The 20727-nt window shown below is 45.8% G+C and carries 20 protein-coding genes; 11 read left to right on the top strand and 9 right to left on the bottom strand.

From position 1 onward, the window contains the following. Nucleotides 1–9 precede the first annotated feature (9 nt). Nucleotides 10–801 carry a helix-turn-helix domain-containing protein gene (locus tag MNQ98_RS23885; protein ID WP_241930474.1) on the bottom strand — a complete coding sequence of 264 codons (792 nt, stop codon included), beginning with the start codon at nt 799–801 and terminating at the stop codon, nt 10–12. Further along, nucleotides 798–1871, bottom strand: coding sequence for an RluA family pseudouridine synthase (locus tag MNQ98_RS23880; protein WP_241930473.1), 1074 nt, complete (start codon nt 1869–1871; stop codon nt 798–800). The genes MNQ98_RS23885 and MNQ98_RS23880 overlap by 4 nt, the downstream gene beginning before the upstream one ends. Nucleotides 1872–2051: 180 nt before the next feature. Between MNQ98_RS23880 and recQ the strand changes: the two genes are divergently transcribed. The 4 genes from recQ to MNQ98_RS23860 all read left to right on the top strand — a co-directional run bounded on the left by recQ (nt 2052) and on the right by MNQ98_RS23860 (nt 7984). Continuing rightward, complete coding sequence (gene recQ, locus MNQ98_RS23875; RefSeq protein WP_241930472.1) at nt 2052–3935, top strand: DNA helicase RecQ; 1884 nt, start codon at nt 2052–2054, stop codon at nt 3933–3935. An 84-nt stretch (nt 3936–4019) separates the two neighbouring features. After that, on the top strand, nt 4020–5792 hold the full coding sequence (locus MNQ98_RS23870; RefSeq protein WP_241930471.1) for a B12-binding domain-containing radical SAM protein: 1773 nt from the start codon (nt 4020–4022) through the stop codon (nt 5790–5792). Between the two features lie 45 nt (nt 5793–5837). Then, entirely contained in the window at nt 5838–6002 is a 165-nt protein-coding gene (locus tag MNQ98_RS23865) for a hypothetical protein (protein ID WP_241930470.1), read from the top strand. Between the two features lie 512 nt (nt 6003–6514). Then, on the top strand, nt 6515–7984 hold the full coding sequence (locus MNQ98_RS23860; protein WP_241930469.1) for a chitinase: 1470 nt from the start codon (nt 6515–6517) through the stop codon (nt 7982–7984). A 71-nt stretch (nt 7985–8055) separates the two neighbouring features. Here MNQ98_RS23860 and MNQ98_RS23855 read toward each other — a convergent pair whose 3' ends face one another. From MNQ98_RS23855 to mnmL, 6 genes are all read right to left on the bottom strand, one after another. After that, on the bottom strand, nt 8056–9795 hold the full coding sequence (locus tag MNQ98_RS23855) for a SulP family inorganic anion transporter (RefSeq protein WP_241930468.1): 1740 nt from the start codon (nt 9793–9795) through the stop codon (nt 8056–8058). Between the two features lie 139 nt (nt 9796–9934). Continuing rightward, nucleotides 9935–10261, bottom strand: a complete 327-nt coding sequence (locus MNQ98_RS23850) for an ArsR/SmtB family transcription factor (protein WP_208918099.1) — start codon at nt 10259–10261, stop codon at nt 9935–9937. A 271-nt stretch (nt 10262–10532) separates the two neighbouring features. Beyond that, the gene (locus MNQ98_RS23845) at nt 10533–11498 is read right to left on the bottom strand and encodes an alpha/beta hydrolase (RefSeq protein WP_241930467.1); all 966 of its coding nucleotides are present in this window, start codon (nt 11496–11498) and stop codon (nt 10533–10535) included. A 58-nt stretch (nt 11499–11556) separates the two neighbouring features. After that, nucleotides 11557–12525 (bottom strand): type I phosphomannose isomerase catalytic subunit, encoded by a 969-nt coding sequence (locus MNQ98_RS23840; RefSeq protein WP_241930466.1) that lies wholly within the window; start codon nt 12523–12525, stop codon nt 11557–11559. Between the two features lie 97 nt (nt 12526–12622). Further along, nucleotides 12623–13213, bottom strand: a complete 591-nt coding sequence (mnmM, locus tag MNQ98_RS23835) for a tRNA 5-(aminomethyl)-2-thiouridylate-methyltransferase MnmM (RefSeq protein WP_241934022.1) — start codon at nt 13211–13213, stop codon at nt 12623–12625. After that, complete coding sequence (gene mnmL, locus MNQ98_RS23830; protein WP_241930465.1) at nt 13213–14166, bottom strand: tRNA modification radical SAM protein MnmL/YtqA; 954 nt, start codon at nt 14164–14166, stop codon at nt 13213–13215. Before mnmL ends, mnmM begins: the two co-directional genes overlap by 1 nt. Before the next feature lie 260 nt (nt 14167–14426). Here mnmL and MNQ98_RS23825 point away from each other — a divergent pair, with 260 nt between their 5' ends. Together MNQ98_RS23825 and trmB are read left to right on the top strand one after the other, a co-directional pair. Beyond that, the gene (locus MNQ98_RS23825; protein WP_208918104.1) at nt 14427–14609 is read left to right on the top strand and encodes a hypothetical protein; all 183 of its coding nucleotides are present in this window, start codon (nt 14427–14429) and stop codon (nt 14607–14609) included. Nucleotides 14610–14888: 279 nt separating this feature from the next. After that, nucleotides 14889–15602 carry a tRNA (guanosine(46)-N7)-methyltransferase TrmB gene (gene trmB / locus MNQ98_RS23820; protein WP_241930464.1) on the top strand — a complete coding sequence of 238 codons (714 nt, stop codon included), beginning with the start codon at nt 14889–14891 and terminating at the stop codon, nt 15600–15602. Nucleotides 15603–15709: 107 nt separating this feature from the next. On the opposite strand, the gene MNQ98_RS23815 is transcribed toward trmB, so the two are convergent. Beyond that, on the bottom strand, nt 15710–16837 hold the full coding sequence (locus MNQ98_RS23815) for an MGDG synthase family glycosyltransferase (protein WP_241930463.1): 1128 nt from the start codon (nt 16835–16837) through the stop codon (nt 15710–15712). A 777-nt stretch (nt 16838–17614) separates the two neighbouring features. Between MNQ98_RS23815 and MNQ98_RS23810 the strand changes: the two genes are divergently transcribed. From MNQ98_RS23810 to MNQ98_RS23790, 5 genes are all read left to right on the top strand, one after another. Continuing rightward, nucleotides 17615–18853 (top strand): glycosyltransferase family 2 protein, encoded by a 1239-nt coding sequence (locus MNQ98_RS23810; RefSeq protein ID WP_241930462.1) that lies wholly within the window; start codon nt 17615–17617, stop codon nt 18851–18853. 286 nt (nt 18854–19139) lie between these two features. After that, nucleotides 19140–19634: a translation initiation factor IF-3 gene (gene infC, locus MNQ98_RS23805; protein WP_241930461.1), complete on the top strand. Its 495-nt coding sequence runs from the start codon at nt 19140–19142 to the stop codon at nt 19632–19634. Between the two features lie 27 nt (nt 19635–19661). Continuing rightward, a complete protein-coding gene (rpmI, locus tag MNQ98_RS23800) occupies nt 19662–19862 on the top strand; it encodes a 50S ribosomal protein L35 (RefSeq protein WP_046678638.1) in 201 nt (66 codons plus the stop codon). Nucleotides 19863–19892: 30 nt separating this feature from the next. Then, nucleotides 19893–20252 carry a 50S ribosomal protein L20 gene (rplT, locus tag MNQ98_RS23795; RefSeq protein ID WP_208918109.1) on the top strand — a complete coding sequence of 120 codons (360 nt, stop codon included), beginning with the start codon at nt 19893–19895 and terminating at the stop codon, nt 20250–20252. 141 nt (nt 20253–20393) lie between these two features. Then, a complete protein-coding gene (locus MNQ98_RS23790; RefSeq protein ID WP_241930460.1) occupies nt 20394–20717 on the top strand; it encodes a hypothetical protein in 324 nt (107 codons plus the stop codon). Nucleotides 20718–20727: the final 10 nt, after the last annotated feature.

Here is a 20727-nt window from a genome sequence, read left to right as displayed (position 1 = left end):
GAAATTCTTCTACTTTGCGCTATTTCGTTTTTCGTTTGTTTTTTCAAATAATAGAAGAGGGAGATTGATGACAATCGGAGGATCAAAGGGGAGAGGTTCCCTAAGCGTAAGTTGCAGGTTCATATCTGTTGTCTCGTCAACCAAAATGGAAGTTTCATATTTTCCCCGAAGAGAGCAGTCCAGCAAAAAATAATCCCTCGGATTCAGGCTCCAGGGGATTCCGGCAGCTAGCAGATAATAAGTTCCATGCGGGATACCGGAGAACTGACATGTTCTGTTCCGAAGGTTCAGAGCCGTTCCAGCGATCGGTTTCTGATCAGGAACAGGCCGTGGGAACAGACCGACAAAGATTAACCCGCGAAAGGATTCCGGCGCTTTTATGTGACACTCTATGCGGGGGAGCAGGCTTTCCTGCTCTTGAGGTAATGACAGAGGTGTGGATTCATATTGGCTTACATAGCTGTGAAGCGATTCAGAGGAGGAACGGAACCGTTTGGGCGACAGGCCTACAAACTGCTTGAATCTCGTATGAAATGATCCCATGCTGCTAAAACCGATAGAATAAAGTATTTTTACAAGCAAAGAAGGCTCTTTTAACAGATGGGACTTGCCGGACTCGATCCGCAGTGCCGAGAGGTACTGGCGGATCGTGATCCCTGTGACAGATTTGAATACTCTTGTAAAATGGTAAGGGCTGTACCCGACAAAATCGGCAAGCTGCCGTGAAGTGATATCTTCGTTCAACCGGTCTTTCATGTACAATATAGCTTTCTCTACCGCTTCCGTATGGCTCTCGTTCATGGATGACTTTTCCGGAACGGGTTCATGAATGATTTGGGAATGTTGCTCTCAAACCGCATAAGCTGACCGTCTGTTGGGTGGATAAAGGCGAGCACCTTAGCATGAAGACCGAGTCTGCCGAGGATTTTGGCTTTCGAGCCATATTTCTTGTCGCCTACAACGGGATGTCCAATGTCTTCCATATGTACGCGGATTTGATTTTTGCGACCGGTTTCCAGATTGACCTCCAGCAGTGAGAAATTGCGGTTGGACTCAATCGTTTTATAGTGGGTTACCGCATGTTGACCGTCATTCGGATAATGAGAGGAATACATTTTCAGGGTGCTGCTTTCTTTAAGCCATGACGTGATTGTACCCTCGGACTTTTTGACAGCTCCTTCAACCAGAGCTACATAGGTACGCTCTTTTACGGTGTCCTGCCAGTTGTTCTGTAGGGCTTGCTGTACGTTCTCGCTTTTGGCGAACATCATCACACCAGAAGTGTCACGGTCCAGACGGTGAACGACAAAGATCCGTTCATTTGGATTTTGACTGCGCACATGGGCTGTCAGCTGACGATAAGCTGTCATCTCATTCTCTTTAGGGGAAGCAACCGACAGGAGGCCGGCATCCTTCTGGATAACAATAACATCATCATCTTCATGTAAAATAGACAGTCCGACAAGCGCTGGCTTGTCAGCTGCTTTATCTTTGCTCAGCATGATGGTCTGTCCAGGCTTAAGAGCATAGTTATACGCCGTGACAGCTTGACCATCCACCATAACTTGCCCGCGTGCGAGAAGTGATTTGATCGAGTTACGGCTCATATTTGATATGTTGCTTAACAAAAAGGAAAGTAATTCCGCAGTTTCTTTGACGGTATAAGTTTTCGCTGGAGCCGGTTTGGAGGTGGTTTTGGCATTGCTTGTTTTAAGAGTATGCTGACGGCCACCGGATTTTCGACCTTGATCCGATGAACTGCGCGGCTTGTTGGCCTGGTAGTCACTACCTCTTTCTGCCGGGGCTCCTGAACGTGTATTCTGTGGTTTATATGACTTCGTTCCCTTGGCGGGACGTCGTTTGTTATCCATGGTCATTCTCCATCCTGAAGTAGATTTCCAGTCAACTATACCATGCACCGCCGGGCAATTCCATGTATCAGTATTATGTAGAACGGTTCTTGGTTGCCCATTGAACCAAACCCCGGTAAACTTAAAGGATAGAGATAATCTGTCGAAAGAGCCAAAGAGGTTAGAGTTAGGAGTTTTTATATGTTAAATAGGGAATTGAGTCATCCGGAATCGATGAATTTAAATACAGCTCGGGAATATTTACAGAAGTATTACGGCTATCCTGATTTTCGTGAAGGACAGAAAAAGATCGTAGCGAGCCTCCTTGAAGGCCGTGATACGCTGGGGATTATGCCGACCGGCGGAGGGAAATCGATCTGTTATCAGATTCCGGCGTTGATGCTCCCGGGGATGACACTCGTGATTTCCCCCTTGATCTCGCTGATGAAGGATCAGGTGGATGCTCTGACAACAGCCGGCGTTTCAGCCGCCTATATCAATAGCACATTGAGCGGTAAGGAAGTAAACGAGCGGATCCGACAAGCGAGACGAGGAGAATTGAAGCTGCTGTATGTGGCTCCGGAGCGGTTGGAGTTGGATTGGTTCCGGGATGAGATGGCAGAGCTTCAGATTTCCTGTGTTGCTGTCGATGAAGCACACTGTGTCTCCCAATGGGGACATGATTTCCGGACGAGCTACTTGTCAGTGGCTCCCTTTGTAAAGGGATTGCCGATTCGCCCGATCCTGGCGGCCTTTACGGCTACAGCTACACCGGAAGTCATGGAAGATATGCAGCGGCTTCTCAGGCTGGAGGAACCGCAGGTGTTTGTTACGGGACTTGGCCGTGACAATTTGGAAATGTCTGTGCTTCGCGGTGAGAACAAGCGGGAATATGTACTTGATTATGCAGCATCACATACGCACCAATCCGGCATCATATATGCGGCTACCCGTAAGGAAGTGGATGATTTATGCCAGCGGCTGCAGCAGCAAGGCTTATCCGCAGGACGTTACCATGCGGGGATGAGTGATGCGGAGCGTGCTTCCAGCCAAGAGGCTTTTTTGTATGACGATATCCGTGTTATTGTAGCGACCAATGCGTTTGGCATGGGGATCGATAAATCGAACGTACGCTATGTCATTCATTACAATATGCCGAAGAATATGGAGTCCTACGTTCAGGAAGCGGGTCGTGCAGGCCGTGACGGCGAGCCGAGCCAGTGTATTTTGCTGTTTAGCGCGCAGGATATTATGACCCAGAAATTTCTGATTGAACAGAATCCCCAAGATTCCGAGCGTAAGCATAATGAATACCGGAAGTTACAGCAGATGATTGACTACTGTTATACGACACGCTGCCTTCGCAGCGCCATGCTCGATTATTTCGGAGAGGCTCACGAGGATAAGCCGTGCGGTACGTGCAGCTCTTGCACAGATGATCGGGAACTGATCGATATAACGGTGGATGCACAGAAGATTTTCTCTTGTATTCACCGGATGCGTGAGCGCTTTGGCGTTTCAATGGTAGCGTCAGTGCTGAAAGGCTCGCGTGCCAAAAAAGTGCTCGAATACGGCTTTGACCGTCTGCCCACTTACGGTGTCATGTCTAGTCGCACGGAGAAGGAAATTTCGGAGACGATTAATGTACTCATTTCTGAGGGATTACTGGCACTTTCGGAAGGACAATATCCGGTCGTGAAGCTGCAGAGTGCCGCAGCCGAGGTGCTTAGAGGACAGCGGGAAGTGATGCAGCGGGTTCCGCGGCCTACCAAGACATCCGCGGGAATGCGCCGTAGCAGCAGTCGTGATTCTTCACCGTCGGCGGTTAATGAGACCGTATTCGAGCAGCTGCGCCTCATCCGCCGTGAACTGGCCAGCCGTGAGCATGTGCCGTCCTATATTATTTTTAATGACGCGACTTTGCGCGAGATGAGTGTGGTCTGTCCGCAGAGTGAGGATGAAATGCTTAGAGTCAAGGGAGTCGGCGAAGTGAAATTCCGCAAATACGGAAAGCCGTTCCTGGATTTTTTTCTTAATCAATCGGGAGACTCAGGCACAGAGTATGATCATTACGAGTATGAATAGATGGAATTTATGAAATAACGATTATAAGGATTATCGGAACGATAAATACGGATATTGGAATAAATCAAGCGAAGGTCGTGAATCATGAAAGTCATTTTGTCCACATTAAACGCCAAATACATCCACACATCCCTTGCTATCCGCTGTCTTAAGGCTTACAGCGAGAAGGACTTTGATATTGAGTTGACAGAGTATACAATCAAGGATCCGGTGATGAATATCGTCTCCGATCTGTTTCAACGGAAGCCGGACGTTATCGGCTTTTCCTGTTATATATGGAATATCGAAGAGACAATTAAAGTCATTGATATTGTCAAAAAGGTTATGCCTGAGGTTACGATTATTTTGGGAGGTCCGGAGGTTTCCTACGATACGACTTACTGGATGGAGCGTCTGCATAACGTAGATTTCATCATTATAGGTGAGGGCGAGGAAACGCTGAATCATCTCTTGAAGGAGCTCGAAGGCGACCGTAAATATCATTTTGTTTACGGAACCGCTTATCGTAAGAACGGTGAGGTGATCATTAATCCTCCGCGTCCGAAAAACGATCTGAACGATCTGCCGTCACCACACCGGTTTGTGGAGGATATCCCTCATTTGGGCAAGCGGGTCGTCTACTTTGAGACAAGCCGAGGCTGTCCTTTTAACTGCCAGTTCTGTCTTTCGAGCATTGAGGTGGGCGTCCGTTATATTGATATTGAGCGGACGAAGTCTGATCTGTTATATCTCATCGATCATGGTGCTAAGCTGATCAAATTTGTGGACCGTACATTCAATATTAAGCGGGATTATGCTCTCGAAATGTTTCAATTCTTGATTGAGAATCATCGGGGCTGTGTATTCCAATTTGAAATTACGGCAGATATTATGCGCCCCGAGGTGCTTGAATATTTGGCCGAAAATGCGCCTCCGGGCATCTTCCGATTCGAGATTGGTGTGCAGTCCACGAATGACCCAACGAACGAGCTTGTAAAGCGCCGCCAAAATTTCTCCAAGTTGTCGCGTACCGTCAGCATGATTAAGGCGAGCGGAAAGATTGATCAGCATTTGGATTTAATAGCAGGCCTGCCACTTGAAGACTACGATACGTTCCGCAAGACGTTTAATGACGTATTCGCGCTTGGACCGGAGGAGCTTCAGCTCGGATTCCTGAAGATGCTGCGCGGTACCGGAATGCGAATCGATGCACATAAATACAATTACACGTATATGGATCATGCTCCATACGAAATTTTGGGCAGTGATGTTTTGCCATTCTCAGACATTGTCAGATTGAAGCGGCTGGAGGATGTGTTGGAAAAATACTGGAATGCACACCGCATGGACCATACGCTGAATTATTTAATGACACATGAATTTCCGTCGCCTTTCGATTTCTTTCAGGAGTTCGGAGATTACTGGGAGGGTCAAGGCTGGCAAAAAATCGGGCATCAGCTGGAGGATCTGTTCACACGTTTGACAGCATTCCTCGAAAACCGGCAAACCCCGCATATGGAGATCATTACAGGGTTAATGAAATTCGATTATTTCCTGGGGCATAAGTATAAGCCGCGCAAAATTTGGTGGGATTTCGTTCAGGATAAGAACGAATGGTCTGCCCAATTGAAACGGGCTGTCGATCAACAAGGTGACTTCACGGGTGGCTTTGCCGAGCTTGGACTGGGTGAACGTGAATTGCAAAAGCATGCAATGATTGAGGTGCTTCCGTTTAATCTGGAAGAAGTTATACATCATGGCGACTCTGGGACTTCTGCCAACGGGGAAAGTGGACTAACGCCTTCCCGTACGATGCTGGTCGTGCTGTATCAGCAATCAGAGGATGGTCGTCCGTTATATTTTACAAAAGCTGTTTAAAAATCAACTTCATCCGGCAATCTAACGGATGGAGGAGTGATAAACATGATAGATGGCCAGAATCCTAAACACAAAGATGAACCGACCGTTGCAGAGGGTATGGAGGGTAATAACGAAATGCTGCGGGAAGAAGCAACCGAGGAAGAAGTTGAGCATGGTGACTTTACCGAGGTTACTCAGCTGAGCATTGACCGAACTCCGGAAGATTAGAACATGTGGCGTAAGGCGCACCCCATGAGCATGGTGCTTAATAAAAAAAGAGTCAGAAATAGGCTGCCCGAGACTTAGTCTTGGGTGGCCTGTTTGTTGTTAAGAGATAAGAAAGTAAAACTTCGGAGTAAATTGCATTCTTATCTCGCAAGAAAAACTACTGCTACGTGCGGTTTGTCTTCATTTGAGGTACGTCGATAGTGTTTTTCTCATGGTTTACATTATTCGCGTGTAGAGCCCGTTTTTGTTGCGTAATATTTTCCCGAATATGCATCTTTCTGATATTGATAGTTTTAAAATTGATACTACAGCTCTATTGAGAGTTTTTTACATATAAAGTAGATTATGCTTAATGATATAGGGCCTAAAAAAATTCGAATTGAGAGATTTCTTAACCCATTTAAGTAAGCGCTATCATAGCTAGGCATTCCTTTAGTTTTGAAAGGAGCTGATGTCGTTTTACGTGGAGATACAGAAATTTTACTGATCATTTTTATAGGAGGGATTAATTTATGAGAAAAGGTTTATTGGGAATGCTGGGCAAGCCGAGAAGAATTCTTCCGTTATTGGTCGTTGTGGCGTTGATTATGAGCTTGCTGCCTGTGGTAGCTTCTGCAGCCGATCGGGGCCCATGGGCACCAAATGTATCCTATACCGTAGACGACACGGCTACGTATAGTGGAAATACCTATAAGACTATTCAAACTCACACTTCATTAACAGGATGGGAACCGCCTAACGTACCTGCGATGTGGGAGCTTGTTCAAGGTGGAAGCGAAGGTGGTAGTGATACCGTAGCTCCGACAACTCCAGCGAACGTAACTGTAAGTGGAGTCACCTCCTCTAGTGTAACGTTATCCTGGCTGGCGTCTACGGATAACGTAGGTGTGACAGGTTATGATGTGTATCAGGGTACATCGCTGGCTATATCAGTAAACGGTACTACTGCTACGATCACTGGACTTTCTGCCAGCACGACATATTCCTTTAAGGTCGTGGCCAAAGATGCTGCCGGAAATCTCTCCCCGGCAAGTGAGACTGTGAATGCGATAACAACGGGAGGGACAGGCGGAGGTGGTGGTCAGCTACCGAAGCATATACTGACAGGATACTGGCAGAACTTTATCAATAACGCCAGCAACTTGAAAGTGAGAGATATACCAAACCAGTACGATATTATTGTATTGTCGTTTGCTGAAATGGATCCTGCTAATCCAGGCGGTGTCACTTTTAATGTGAATACTTCATTGTCTGCAGCCCTGGGCGGGTATTCGAATGCCGATCTGATTTCGGATATTCAGGCTAAACGTGCGCAAGGAAAGAAGGTCATTCTGTCTATTGGAGGAGAACTGGGCAACATTAATTTGAATAACGCTTCACCCAATGTGACGAATTTTGTGAATAGTATGTATTCTATCATTACTCAATTTGGGCTGGATGGTGTGGATATCGACCTAGAGCATGGCATGAATGTACCTAATCTAACAAATGCGATTCGTCAGTTACAGCAAAAAGTCGGAAATGACTTTATTCTGACAATGGCTCCGCAAACGATAGACATGCAGAATCAGAATACATCCTACATACAGCTCTATGACAACTTGAAGGATATTACAACCGTGATTAATGTGCAGTATTACAATTCTGGGTGTATGCTGGGTCGTGATGGAAAATGTTATACACAGGGTAGCGTAGATTTCTTGACTGCTCTCTCGGATCTGACATTGCAGTGGGTGTCACCTTCCCAATTGGGAATAGGTGTTCCAGCTACACCTTCAGCAGCAGGGGGAGGATATGTCTCTCCAACGGTCGTTAATAATGCGCTGAACTGTCTGGCGACCGGCAACAGCTGTGGAAGCTATAAGCCAGTTGCTAAGTACCCGGATATCCGGGGAGCAATGACATGGTCAATCAACTGGGATGCGACCACGAACTATAGTCTAGCCAACACGGTGAAGCCTTTCTTGATTACACTTCCTTGATCATAGAAGTAAAAGCCTCGGTCGATGTGGCCGAGGCTTTATCATATTCTACTTTGCAGAGTTCCCTGGGTTTAAGAAATATGCTTGTCATTCAAATTTTCCTTGGTGCTTAACTTCGTACATTCACGGAACGCATACTGTGTGCACCCCAGGCATTTGTTATATTGAATATTTTCCAAAGCGTAATTTAATGCTTCCCCCGTATGTTCGAAGAAGCGATCCTCACCAATCATGGAATAGCATCCAGTCTTCAGAAGCAGTTTCTTGGGCTGCGGACGTATCCCGGAGATGATGACAACGACCCCACGTTCCATTAGGCGATTGATCAGTCTGGAAAAATTGGATTCGCCGGTCGTATCCATAAACGGTACCTTGCCCATGCGAAGCAGAACGACTCGAAGATCGGGGGCTGCCAAAAGCTTCTGTCCGAAGCTCTCAAAAGTGTAGGAAGCGCCAAAGAATAAAGTGCCCTCGACATTATATATGCCAATTTGCGGACAGTCGCGATCTTCGGTTACCATATGCGGCTGTACCTTTTCTTTATTGGAGGAGTGGTCCGGCAATACTTTATTTACCGCTAGCATACTGCTCATTCGTTTGATGAACAAAATAACAGCCAAAGCCAGCCCGGCCTGAACGGCTACCGTTAGTGTAGTAAACACCGTCAGTAGGAAAGTAACAAGCAGAATAAGCGAGTCTGCGGTCCGTGTTCTGAGCATATGAGTAAAAGTTTTATATTCACTCATATTCCAGGCTACAACCATTAAAATTGGGGCCATACTTGCCAGCGGAATATTGGAGGCATAAGGGGCGAACAGGACAACAATCATCAAGACTACGACACCATGAATAATTCCCGAAATTGGAGACACTGCGCCGCTTTTAATGTTCGTTGCTGTACGTGCAATGGCGCCCGTAGCTGGAATTCCACCGAACAGAGGGGTCACCATGTTGGCTACGCCCTGTCCGATTAATTCTCGGTTGCTGTTATGCCTAGTACCCGTTATTTCATCAGCTACAACAGCCGACAGCAGCGATTCAATACTTCCAAGCATAGCGATAATTAGAGCAGGCTGAAGCATCATAACGACGCGATCCCAGGTTAGTTCCAGGGGTGCAAATTGGGGCAGACCTCCAGGAATGATTCCATAAGCGGATCCTATTGTCGTTACTTTGCCCGGGAACAGCCAGGCAGCAATCAAAGTGGAAACGATGATGCCTACGAGCGAGCTTGGAACTTTAGGCAAGTACTTAGGAGTTATAATTAGTGTGGCAAGGCAGATGGCTGCGATTAGCACACTGTACAGATTCATTGAGGAAATCCGTAAGACGATCTCTTTCATGTTATAAAAGAAGTATTCATGGCGCTCTACGCCTTGCAGTCCAAGGAAATTAGATATTTGCCCACTGAAAATAATGACGGCAATCCCTGATGTAAATCCAACGGTTACTGGCTTGGGGATGAATCTGATCAGGGAACCCAGACGAAGAAGCCCCATAAGCACGAGACATATTCCCGCTAGAAATCCGGCGATCAGCAGGTTCTCATAACCATACTGAATGACAATAGCGAGCAAAATTGGAATAAAAGCCCCGGTCGGTCCGCCGATCTGAAATCTTGAGCCGCCGAGCAGGGAGATCAGTATGCCTGCAATAATCGTTGTATACAGCCCGTACTCCGGTTTTACCCCTGAAGCTATGGCAAAAGCCATCCCTAAAGGAATGGCGACAATCCCCACGATACAACCAGATATCAAATCCTTGCGAAAAGCACTTGCCGAGTAACCACTAAATTGACCCGTCCATTTCATTTGTTCTACCCTTCTTCTCTTGTATTTCATTGCCCTGTAACTTCAATAAACCCCGCCGTCAGGCGGGGAAATTACAGTCAACTCAGCTTGTTAAGTTGATTAGCTCATTTTAGCTAAATAGTCTGTTTCATAATTCCTATCATTGCTTACTGATATCCTCTAAGAGTGAAATCGACTCCACCAAATGATTGTTAAATATTTGCCGGGCTACTCCGAGCAGATCGCTGATCAGTGGATCTCGTAGTGAATAGATCACCGTTGTTCCTTCCTTTACGCTGTTAACCAAATTTTTAGCGCGTAGTACAGCAAGCTGTTGGGATACGGCTGAGCCCTCCGATCCTAGCATTACCTGAAGCTCATTAACATTTCGCTCCCCCTGGCTTAATATTTCCAGGATACGGATTCTCATTGGATGAGCGAGCGCTTTGAAAAAATCGGCTTTAAACTGTTGAATGTTTCGGTCCATCGCAGTTATCTCCTTGATTTACTATATTCATATATCTGAACTTTTGAATATTTGAGTCAGCAATTATGTTATCATGACAAATTGTTCTTGTATATGATAAATGTACTGTAGTTCTGCTGGCTTTCAGTATCTGTGTAAATATTATATTAAGTTATGGAACTGTGTGTGAAAGTGGGGGAGGCATATGAAAAAGCGGCTGCGATCCATATGGATCACAGCCGCTTATTGTGGGAAATTTCAACAATAATGAGGCCTTATAGAAATTGCTGTGTTACAAAACAGGTTCTGCAGTAGGAGACTCTTTATCAGGATTAGCTATATGCCGTTCCAACCAATCCAGCACATGTGCAGCAACTTCATCCCGGTTGACTTCATGAAGCATTTCATGGCGACCGCCGGGGTACAGACGGTATTCCAATTGCTCAACTCCGAGTTTCTGGTACAACTCAATGAGGTTGCGTACACCTTTTCCTCGCAGGCCGACCGGATCTTCATCACCGGAAAAGATATATATCGGTTTGTCTTTCACAAGGTTGCTTAGCAGTGCAGGCTTGTGAATCTGCCGCAGCAGACCGAAAAACTCTTGGAAGAAACGAGCAGAGCACACTTGTCCGCAGTATGGGTCGTTCACATAGAGGTCTACCTCTTCCGGATCACTGGACAACCAGTCGAAAGGAGTTCGGACAGGGCCAAAGCCTTTATTGTAAGGCCCGAACACAATCGCATTGATCAATACACTCCGGTGGGAGGCACCCTTTATTCTGACCTGAGCAGCAGCGAGATTTTCACCGACGCTGAGCAGGGCCCGAGGGCCATTGGAACCAGAGAGGAGAAACCCGTCAAAATGGTGGCTGTGTGTGCACATAATCTTTTGCGAAATGAAAGATCCCATACTGTGCCCGAGCAAATAATGCGGAAGCTGAGGGTGTCTTTCCTTAATAACGGTAGAAAGGAGGACCAAATCTTCGATCATCCCTTCAAATCCATTCTCGCCGGGATCACCCAAAGCATCGAGATTTTCAGCCGTTCTACCGTGACCACGGTGATCGTGGACATAAACGGCATATCCATGCTTTGTAAGCAGGGCGGCCAGACCCTCATAACGCGCTCCCGTTTCACACATACCGTGAGCGATTTGAAGAACTGCCTTAATATCCGTGTCCCGATCTGGAAGCCATTGATATACAAATATGTTCATCGCCTGGGTGTTCAACATGGTAAACGTCTCGGATTGCATGCTTTTCCGCACCTCCACAAAACGATAATTTATCAGATCTATTTCATATTTAATCCAATTAAGGCAGATAAGAACGAAGAACCGTTGAATTTCCTTCCAGTGTGTAGGATCCGAGGTTTGCAGGCAGCAGGAAGCATTGTCCAGATGTATAAGCTTGGGACCCTCCATCCCATTTAAGGGTGCCTTCTCCGTTACACATAACCAGAATCGTAAAGCTATCTTCGGTCGTAGTGAGGTTCCAAGGCCCCTCTACAATGCCTTTTTCAACGATAAAATATGGCGACTTGGCTAATTCCAGCCATTTTCCAGGCACCGCATTGTCTGTGCTCATGGTTGAGGCACCCGATCCTTCATATGCAGTGACATTCAATGAATCCTCAATATGGAGTTCACGAGGTTTGCCATCGAGTCCTGGACGGTTATAATCGAATATCCGGTAAGTTGTGTCGGAATTTTGCTGGATTTCGGCTACGACGACGCCGGCACAGAGGGCATGGACAGTTCCAGCCGGAATGTAAAATGTATCACCAGCTTTCACAGGTACTTCCTGGAGTGAATCCATAACTGTACCGTCTTCCAGCGCTTTTCTGAGATCCTCGCGGGTAACGCCTTCTTTCAGCCCGTAAATAATTTTGGCGTCCGGTTTAGCATCCAGCACGTACCACATTTCTGTTTTTCCCAATTCGCCTTTTGGCAATCCTTCATAATCATCTGTCGGATGTACTTGAACGGACAGATCATCATTGCAATCCAGCAGTTTAATCAGCAGTGGAAAGCGGCCGTTAACTTCAGAGAAGCCCTTTTTGCCAAACCATTCAGCACCGAATTGTTCGCGAACCTGATCCAAACCGAGTCCAGCCAGCTCCCCGCTGACAACGGAAGTCGTTCCGTTCGGATGGTCTGCGATCATCCAACCTTCGCCGATATGGCCTTCAGGTATGTTAAGACCGAATTGTTCAAGGGCACGCCCGCCCCATACACGTTCTTTAAATTCAGGTTGAAATAACAGCGGATACGGTTTTGTCATGTTGTTTCATCTACCTTTCATAAACCATAAGTATAGGATAGCTATCAACGCTTGCAGGTACCAAGATAGAACCTCTCAGCGTACTGCTAAGATTCTATCATAACGTTTTTTTTCGCTCCAGTGCAATGAGATAAGGTGCATCGGGACGTTGAATACCGCGATACATAACAGCTTGAGCAGTGCGCGAGGAAAGGGCGGACGCCCAATCCTCCACCGCTGCTGCTTCTTGTCTGCCGCCTTCATGTCCCGGATAAAGAACAACCGTTACAACGCCGCCAGGAGCGAGCATTTCTAGAGAGTTTTCCAGTGCCGAGAGAGTGCTTTCCGGCAGAGTAATGATTTGTTTATCTGACCGATCGGCTGGCAGATATCCAAGGTTGAACATTATGACAGACACCTTGCCGTGATATTCGGCCGGGATGGAGTTCTTCATGAGGGAATGGCTGGCAAGGTGCAAAGATACTTCGGCTAGTTGTTCGGCAGGCTCTTTTGTTAATCTTTGACGGGTTAGGGCCAAGGCCTCCTCTTGAATGTCGAAAGCGAAGACACGGCCACGGGAACCGGCCGTTTTGGCAAGAAACAATGTGTCTGCTCCGGTACCTGCTGTAGCATCGACTGCGATACCTCCGGGCTGAAGACGCTCAGTAGCCAGTTTATGGGCATAACTTAAAACGGAGAGGAAGCCCATCAGGACTGCCTCCACATTTTACCCTGCCATGTATCACGTTGCTTTAACTCGGCATCAATGGCGTTTAGTACTTCCCATTTCTTCAAGCTCCACAGCGGTCCGATCAACAGATCGCGCGGGGCGTCTCCAGTCAGGCGGTGAACAGTCATTTCCGGCGGCAAAAATTCTAATGTATCAACAATCAGCTTGATGTACTCATCCTGCTCTAGAAAACGCAGAAGCCCAGCCTCATACTGCTTCACCATTGGAGTTTTGCGCATAAGATGAAGCAGGTGGATCTTGATACCCTGAACGTCCATCTTAGAGACAGCTCGGCCGGTGTCGAGCATCATTTCATGGCTTTCCTGGGGCAGACCGTAAATAATGTGGGTGCACACCCGGATGTTATGTTTGCGGAGTTTCTCTACAGCTTCCAGATAGCACTCAGTATCATGAGCACGGTTAATGAGCTCAGAGGTTGAGTTGTGGATCGTTTGCAGCCCCATTTCTACCCACAGATAGGTTCGCTCGTTCAGTTCGGCCAAGTATTCGATGACATCATCAGGAAGACAGTCAGGCCGGGTAGCAATGGATAATCCAACCACGCCGGGCTGCTCCAAGATGACCTCATAATATTCCCGAAGTTCTTCTACAGGGGCATAGGTGTTAGTATAAGCTTGAAAATAGCCAATATACTTCGCATGAGGCCATTTCTGATGCTGCTTGTCCCGAATGGTATTGAATTGGGTAACCAGATCGTCCCGTCTTCGTCCCGCAAAATCCCCTGAACCTCGGGCACTGCAGAAAGTGCAGCCACCTTTGGCAATCGTGCCGTCTCGGTTCGGGCAAGTAAAGCCGGCGTCAAGCATGACCTTGAACACCTTATCCTGAAACTGGTTGCGCATTTCATAATTCCATGTATGAAATCGTTTATCGCCCCACATGAGCGGAGCAGATGTAAGAGATGTATTCATTTGTTCTCCTTTTGTAATCTATGGGATGTTTCTCATAGCATGAATCAGGTTCTTTGTATATTGTATCAAAAAACAGGTCATGGCGTCATGCACTGCAAACTTTCACCATAACCTCTCTTGATCGTTTTTCATGAAATTGCTATATTTATTTATGTAAGTAACTGTTTCACTGTGACAAACTATGGGTAATCAATAATTTATGAAGTGGAATTCATATTCATCTGATGTTTTGGATATACTATTACCGTGAGGTGATTAGAATGAATTCAACGCCTACAAAGACATATACTAACGAACGAATCACTGTGGAGTTTACCCCGGATGAAGCTTTGGCCCTGACAGGAGTAGAATTTAACGCCAATCAGGAAATCAAGGCTTCGGCACAACGTAAAATCCGGGCTGCCTTCGAAAAGACATTTGATTTTGCAGTTGAAGAAAGGTAGACTATTCACAGTTTAACTACCGCGGAACCCCAATTCCAAATATAACGAAAAAGGAACCCTGCTTTTGCCTTGTGCAAAAGAAAGAGGTTCCTTTTTCTAAATATAAGAAAATATAAATTTAATATTGTATACTTGGCTTATATTTCTGGAGAAACGCCGCCGCCCTTTAAAAAGGACGACGAAGGCGTTTCTTTTTGATTGGCTCTTTACTTTTAGAGGTAACTTCGTCACAATATTTCAGTATAGGTCAACTAAAAGGATAAGTTTCGGAGGTATATCATGCGTCTACGCGGAAGAAAAGGAATCCGGGAAAATCTGGAGCAGCAGGAGGATTTGGTTGTTCTGGATCCCCGGCAATATAAAGGGAAGTGGGCTTCTCTGTTTGGTAATGACAAACCAATTCATGTGGAATTCGGTATGGGCAAAGGGCAGTTTATCAGCCAAATGAGTTACAAGCACCAGGATGTGAATTTTATCGGGGTGGATATGTACGATGAGCTGATTCGACGGGCAAGTGAGAAGGGGCGCAATGCTTGGTCAGCTGAGGACGTAGTTACACCGCCCAATCTGAAGCTCGCTCTGATGAATATTGAGAATGTGGAGGAAGTGTTTGAACCTGGGGAGCTTGAGCGGATTTATTTGAATTTCAGTGATCCATGGCCAAAAACCAAGCACGGTCGCCGGCGGTTAACTCATCCAAGATTTCTTGATAAATACAGAACAATTCTGAATGAGCGCGGTCAGATCCATTTTAAGACAGATTCCGTCAGTTTATTTGAATTCTCCCTAAATGCATTTTCGGATTATGGACTGCAAATGACCAACATTTCGCTTGATCTTCACCGGGAAGGGCTGAATGAAGAATTTGTAATGACGGAGTATGAAACAAAATTTGTCGGACAAGGAATTAAAATTCACCGTTGCGAGGTCATTGTTGGACAAGAAGCGTTGTCAGAGTATAAGGTTGAACGCTTGAAAAAATACGGGATCTAAGCGGTATTTAGAAGCAACATTAATGAAAGTAGGGCAATGACAGCGCTTGCAACCATTATAATAGAAGATATTATTTCTTCAGCCATTGAAAAAAAGGTGCCTCCATATCAGGAGTGCACCTTTTCATTTTCCAGCATGTCGATTATACTCCTCGCACTTTGCAGTGGATGATAGCGCTGAATGTTGTCTAAATTTCGCGAACGCCGCATGAGGATTTCATCGTACTGGTTGAGCAGCATATTCATCCATTTACCGAGTACTTCAAGGGATGAAATTGGCTCTCCCAAACCTTGTGCGATGAAGTAATGGAAGTTCTCTTCTTCCTGCCCAGGTAGCGGATGGTGAAACAGCATCGGAATTCCTTTCGCAAGACCTTCCGTGCAGGTCATTCCACCTGGTTTGGTTACCAGCAGGTCGGAAACCTCCATCAGTTTATCTACTTCACGGGTAAAGCCGAATATTCGTATGTTTGGATGGCGGTAACGTGGGTTGCTCTCCATTTCTATTCGTGCCTTATCATTGTTACCGAAGCAAAAAATGACCTGTATTTCTTCACGCCACCTGGTTAGATATTCATGCACGACTTGGTCATTCATTATGCCCCAGCCGCCTCCCATAACGAGAACTGTAGGCATCGCAGCCAGATTAAACTTCTCCCTGATTTCTTCTTTGCTAGGATGTTCCCAGAAGTCTGGATGAATAGGAATGCCGGTGACTTGGATTTTAGCATGGGAGACACCACGGTTTAGCAGCTTACGTTTGACCTCCGGTGTAGAGACGAAATAGCGGTCGACTTCCGGGCTGATCCAGGTATCATGGGCGTCATAGTCTGTTATGACTGTACATAAGGGGATGTTCGTCCCTAAACGCTTTAGCCGTGAAATAACAGCACTGGGAATAAAATGGGTGCATACAATGATGTCGGGCCGTAGTTGCCGAACAACATCTTTGGTGCTTGTATAAAAAATCCGGTGCAGTGCCAAGGTAGTAAACCGGTTAAAGGACTTTTGATGCCGGTACATGTAACCAATCAGCCGCGGCTGGGACGTAAGGGTCTTACGATAGGCCGAAATAATCAACGGAGCCATTTTGGGGTTCAGAAAGCTTCCGAGCTCCATGACTCTTGTCTGAACGTTCGGAGATAACTGACGTAGACTGCTGGAGAGCGCGTGAGCAGCCTGCGTATGGCCAGCGCCGAAGCCCTCTGATAACAGCAATACTCTTTTCTTAACCACACTTTTTCACCCGTTCCTGCAGCATTATTCAATATCCATAACATATCGACTTTGAGAGGATATTGCAACAGACTAGAGCCGGGTTTGCTGAAGAAAGGGCTATATTCTATAGCTGCAAGATAGCTGCAAGAATCGCCAGAATCCGCTAATTTATGGAAAAAAATATGATTTTATAAGGTTGGAGGACTTTTGTCCTGTATTCCCGTTTTTCTATACAGCGAGTGGACGAATGCGTTTTTCCTGTATCAATGAGCAAGGGAGATTGTTACGGACTTTGACGGAAATAAGGGTCTGTGGTCTTTTGACTTGAATAAAAGTTACCGCTACAATGATTCAAATGAGTGGCAAAAAGTTTAAAGGAAATTGGAGCCCTAAATTAAACTTTTTTCCGTTTCATTACGTCTATAAGTTAGTGGACAAAGTTTTTTTAAGGAAAATGGACAGGCAGAGTAAATAAAAAGTAAGAAAACAGCTGAAAATAAGAACTAATGCCGTTTGAATCGAAGCTTGCTGGCATGCTGAAAGCAAGCGAAGCTCTTTTTAACAAGATACTTCGAAATTAGAGCTATTCACGCTTTTGACAAATCATCTTAAAGTGTGGAAAATCGATATGACGCGCGAAACGATCCTGTGACACCAGGGTCAAAAAACAGTAGACAAAGATTAGGAACAAGAGACAAAGACAGTAACAAAGGGTCATGAAACACACAAAAGAAATAAGAGAGAGAAAAAACATCAAAATATTCTCAGGGTATAAAAAGGGGGTTACGGAGAATCATGATAGACGCCATTTTTGTCGCGCTCCAATTGTTTTTGGTCGTGATTGGTGTGTACCAGTTTACATTCTCTTTATTCGGGTTGGTCAAGAAAAAGAAAAAGAAGCATTTTGAACCGACAAAGTCATTTGCAGTGCTCGTAGCGGCCCATAATGAAGAACAGGTTGTTGGAGCTTTGATGGAAAACCTGAAGCAGCTAAACTATCCTAAAGATCTATACGAAGTGTTCGTTATTTGCGATAACTGTACAGACCGGACGGCTGCCATTGTCCGTGAACACGAAATGAATGCCTGTGTCCGCACGAACCAGAATCTCCGTGGGAAAGGCTATGCAATCGAATGGATGTTGAAAGAGTTGTGGGCAATGCCTCGTCAGTACGACGCGGTCGTTATGTTTGACGCTGACAATCTGGCACATCCGGATTTCCTGATTGAAATGAACGACGATCTCTGCTCTGGAGCGAGAGTTATCCAGGGATATATCGATACCAAGAATCCTGAGGACTCTTGGATTACGGCTGCTTACGGTGTTTCCTATTGGTACATTAACCGTCTGTGGCAGATGTCCCGTCACAATCTAAACATGGCGAACTTTCTCGGCGGTACTGGTATGTGCTTTGAAACTAATCTGCTGAAGGAAATGGGCTGGGGAGCAACCAGCTTGGTTGAGGATTTGGAGTTTACAATGCGCAGTGTCATGCGCGGCGTTTATCCAAAGTTTAACTATGATGCCAAAGTTTTTGATGAGAAGCCTTTGACATTCAAGGCTTCGGCAAGACAACGTCTGCGCTGGATGCAGGGACACTTTACGGTTGCGCGCCGTTATTTCTTTCCACTGCTCTGGCGTGCTATTAAAGAACGCAGCATCGTAAAGCTGGATCTCGCACTGTACGGAATCAACGTATATGTTGCTCTGCTCACGTTCATTCTGACTGCCGTGATATGGGTTGACAACTCTTTCTTTGATGGTCCGAATATCGCTAACTTGTTTGGTTATCTGCCATTTTGGCTCAGCTTTGCTGCGATCGCTGCGAATGTCTTCACTTTCATGATGGCTCTGATCTTGGAGAAGGTGACGTTCAAGAAAGTTTACGCTTATCTTGTGCTGTTCCCGATATATCTGCTATCCTGGTATCCGATCACCTTATATGCTTTCTTCACGCAAAATAACAAGACGTGGAGTCATACAGAGCATACACGTGTGGTACGCCTGGAAGAAGTGCAGAGCAAGCAGGGCTAAGTCTTTTGAAAAAAATGAAACTAATTTGTTGACACAAGTGAAATGAAGTGATACACTATTTTGGTGTTGAACTGAATACTGATTGTAAGCAGAAGCATGCCGCTTCTCACCTGTCCGACTGGAGTCGGCTGGTTTGATCACGAAATCTACGAATGAATAAATTTCATTTTTTGAGATGTGTATCAAATAGGGATGCCGGTGGTTGAATCGGTATCCCTTTATTTTTTGTTTTATGACAGGTATGAATTATTATAATCGGAGGTGGAGGACTATCAGTAAGGAACATATGATCAATGACGAAATTCGGGTGAAGGAAGTACGTTTGGTCGGTGCAGAAGGCGAACAAATCGGTATTAAGCTGACTCGCGAAGCATTGCAAATGGCGATTGATCTCAATCTTGATCTGGTGAACGTGGCCCCGCAGGCAAAGCCGCCTGTATGTCGCATCATGGACTACGGTAAATTCCGTTATGAACAGCAGAAGAAAGAGAAGGAAGCCCGCAAGAACCAGAAGATCGTTGATATCAAGGAAGTATGGTTCCGAGCTAACATTGAGGAGCACGATTACCAAACGAAGCTTCGCAATGTCGTGAAGTTTCTTAAAGAAGGCGACAAGGTGAAATGCTCCGTACGTTTCCGCGGTCGTGAAATCACACACGCCAGTATTGGCCAGAAGATTTTGGAGCGCGTAAAAGAAGAAGTTGTCGAACTGTGCATCGTGGAGCGCCAGCCTAAGCTGGAAGGCCGCAGCATGATTATGATCTTGGCTCCTAAAGCCTAAGAGATATTATGAGGAGGAAGTTGTACTATGCCTAAGATGAAAACACACAGCAGCCTGAAAGGCCGCTTTAAAATTACCGGTACTGGTAAAGTAAAACGTTACAAAGCTTACAAAAACCACTTGCTTTCCCACAAATCCAAGCGTGCAAAGCGTGTCCTCGGGACTAGCCCGGTTATGGCACCTGGAGATGTTAAACGTTTGAAGCAAGGCTTGGCTAACTTGAAATAGTAAACAACAATTATTGGGAGGTCTTTTAATATGGCACGAGTTAAGGGCGGATTTGTAGTTCGTCGTAGACATAAAAAAGTATTGAAGCTTGCTAAAGGTTATTTCGGTTCCAAACACCGTATTTTCAAAACAGCTAACGAACAAGTTATGAAATCCATGGTATATGCATACCGTGACCGTCGTCAAACGAAACGTAACTTCCGCAAACTGTGGATCGTACGTATCAATGCTGCTGCACGCCTGAATGGCTTGTCCTACAGCAAAATGATGCACGGCCTGAAACTGGCTGGTGTGGACATCAACCGCAAAATGCTGGCTGATCTGGCTGTAAACGACCTGACTGCGTTCAATTCTTTGGCAACTGTAGCAAAAGATAAAGTGAACGCTTAAGATAAGCGCAAGAAGAACCGTCGATAACTCGGCGGTTCTTTTTTTTGCCATCATACCTATATTGCTGACAAAGGGCGATGAAACAAGCATCAAGACCTTGCCGGGAATAAACTGAACTGTATATACCGAAGGAGGGATCTTATGCATAAGTCTGTTAGCAAGGCAGTTGTTAAGCAATATGTGGGCAAGCACATCGTAGCGTATAAGAAGGACGGGGGTGTTGTAACGGGCAAACTGATTCGGATTTCTGGAAACCGTCTTATTCTGGAAGCACAAAAGGGAAAAAAACTGAAAACAAAAGCCATTTTACCACTCGTACTGTTTGATCTTCTGGCAGTCGGAACATCTCCATTCGGCTTCGGCGGCTTCGGTCCAGGTTTTGGCGGCTTCGGTCCAGGATTCGGTCCAGGCTTCGGTCCAGGATTCGGTCCAGGGTTCGGTCCAGGCTTTGGCGGATTTTTCTGATAAACCTAAA

It is taken from the genome of Paenibacillus sp. N3/727 (assembly GCF_022637315.1).
Taxonomy (GTDB): domain Bacteria; phylum Bacillota; class Bacilli; order Paenibacillales; family Paenibacillaceae; genus Paenibacillus_AQ; species Paenibacillus_AQ uliginis.
The sequence above is the reverse complement of the archived record's forward strand: the minus strand, read 5'-3'. Positions and strand labels throughout refer to the sequence as shown.

Bases quoted from the DNA above. Each gene is read 5' to 3' on its own strand.
- MNQ98_RS23885 (WP_241930474.1), bottom strand. From the start codon at position 801: ATGAACGAGAGCCATACGGAAGCGGTAGAGAAAGCTATATTGTACATG.
- MNQ98_RS23880 (WP_241930473.1), bottom strand. From the start codon at position 1,871: ATGGATAACAAACGACGTCCCGCCAAGGGAACGAAGTCATATAAACCA.
- recQ (WP_241930472.1), top strand. From the start codon at position 2,052: ATGTTAAATAGGGAATTGAGTCATCCGGAATCGATGAATTTAAATACA.
- MNQ98_RS23870 (WP_241930471.1), top strand. From the start codon at position 4,020: ATGAAAGTCATTTTGTCCACATTAAACGCCAAATACATCCACACATCC.
- MNQ98_RS23865 (WP_241930470.1), top strand. From the start codon at position 5,838: ATGATAGATGGCCAGAATCCTAAACACAAAGATGAACCGACCGTTGCA.
- MNQ98_RS23860 (WP_241930469.1), top strand. From the start codon at position 6,515: ATGAGAAAAGGTTTATTGGGAATGCTGGGCAAGCCGAGAAGAATTCTT.
- MNQ98_RS23855 (WP_241930468.1), bottom strand. From the start codon at position 9,795: ATGAAATGGACGGGTCAATTTAGTGGTTACTCGGCAAGTGCTTTTCGC.
- MNQ98_RS23850 (WP_208918099.1), bottom strand. From the start codon at position 10,261: ATGGACCGAAACATTCAACAGTTTAAAGCCGATTTTTTCAAAGCGCTC.
- MNQ98_RS23845 (WP_241930467.1), bottom strand. From the start codon at position 11,498: ATGCAATCCGAGACGTTTACCATGTTGAACACCCAGGCGATGAACATA.
- MNQ98_RS23840 (WP_241930466.1), bottom strand. From the start codon at position 12,525: ATGACAAAACCGTATCCGCTGTTATTTCAACCTGAATTTAAAGAACGT.
- mnmM (WP_241934022.1), bottom strand. From the start codon at position 13,213: ATGGGCTTCCTCTCCGTTTTAAGTTATGCCCATAAACTGGCTACTGAG.
- mnmL (WP_241930465.1), bottom strand. From the start codon at position 14,166: ATGAATACATCTCTTACATCTGCTCCGCTCATGTGGGGCGATAAACGA.
- MNQ98_RS23825 (WP_208918104.1), top strand. From the start codon at position 14,427: ATGAATTCAACGCCTACAAAGACATATACTAACGAACGAATCACTGTG.
- trmB (WP_241930464.1), top strand. From the start codon at position 14,889: ATGCGTCTACGCGGAAGAAAAGGAATCCGGGAAAATCTGGAGCAGCAG.
- MNQ98_RS23810 (WP_241930462.1), top strand. From the start codon at position 17,615: ATGATAGACGCCATTTTTGTCGCGCTCCAATTGTTTTTGGTCGTGATT.
- infC (WP_241930461.1), top strand. From the start codon at position 19,140: ATGATCAATGACGAAATTCGGGTGAAGGAAGTACGTTTGGTCGGTGCA.
- rpmI (WP_046678638.1), top strand. From the start codon at position 19,662: ATGCCTAAGATGAAAACACACAGCAGCCTGAAAGGCCGCTTTAAAATT.
- rplT (WP_208918109.1), top strand. From the start codon at position 19,893: ATGGCACGAGTTAAGGGCGGATTTGTAGTTCGTCGTAGACATAAAAAA.
- MNQ98_RS23790 (WP_241930460.1), top strand. From the start codon at position 20,394: ATGCATAAGTCTGTTAGCAAGGCAGTTGTTAAGCAATATGTGGGCAAG.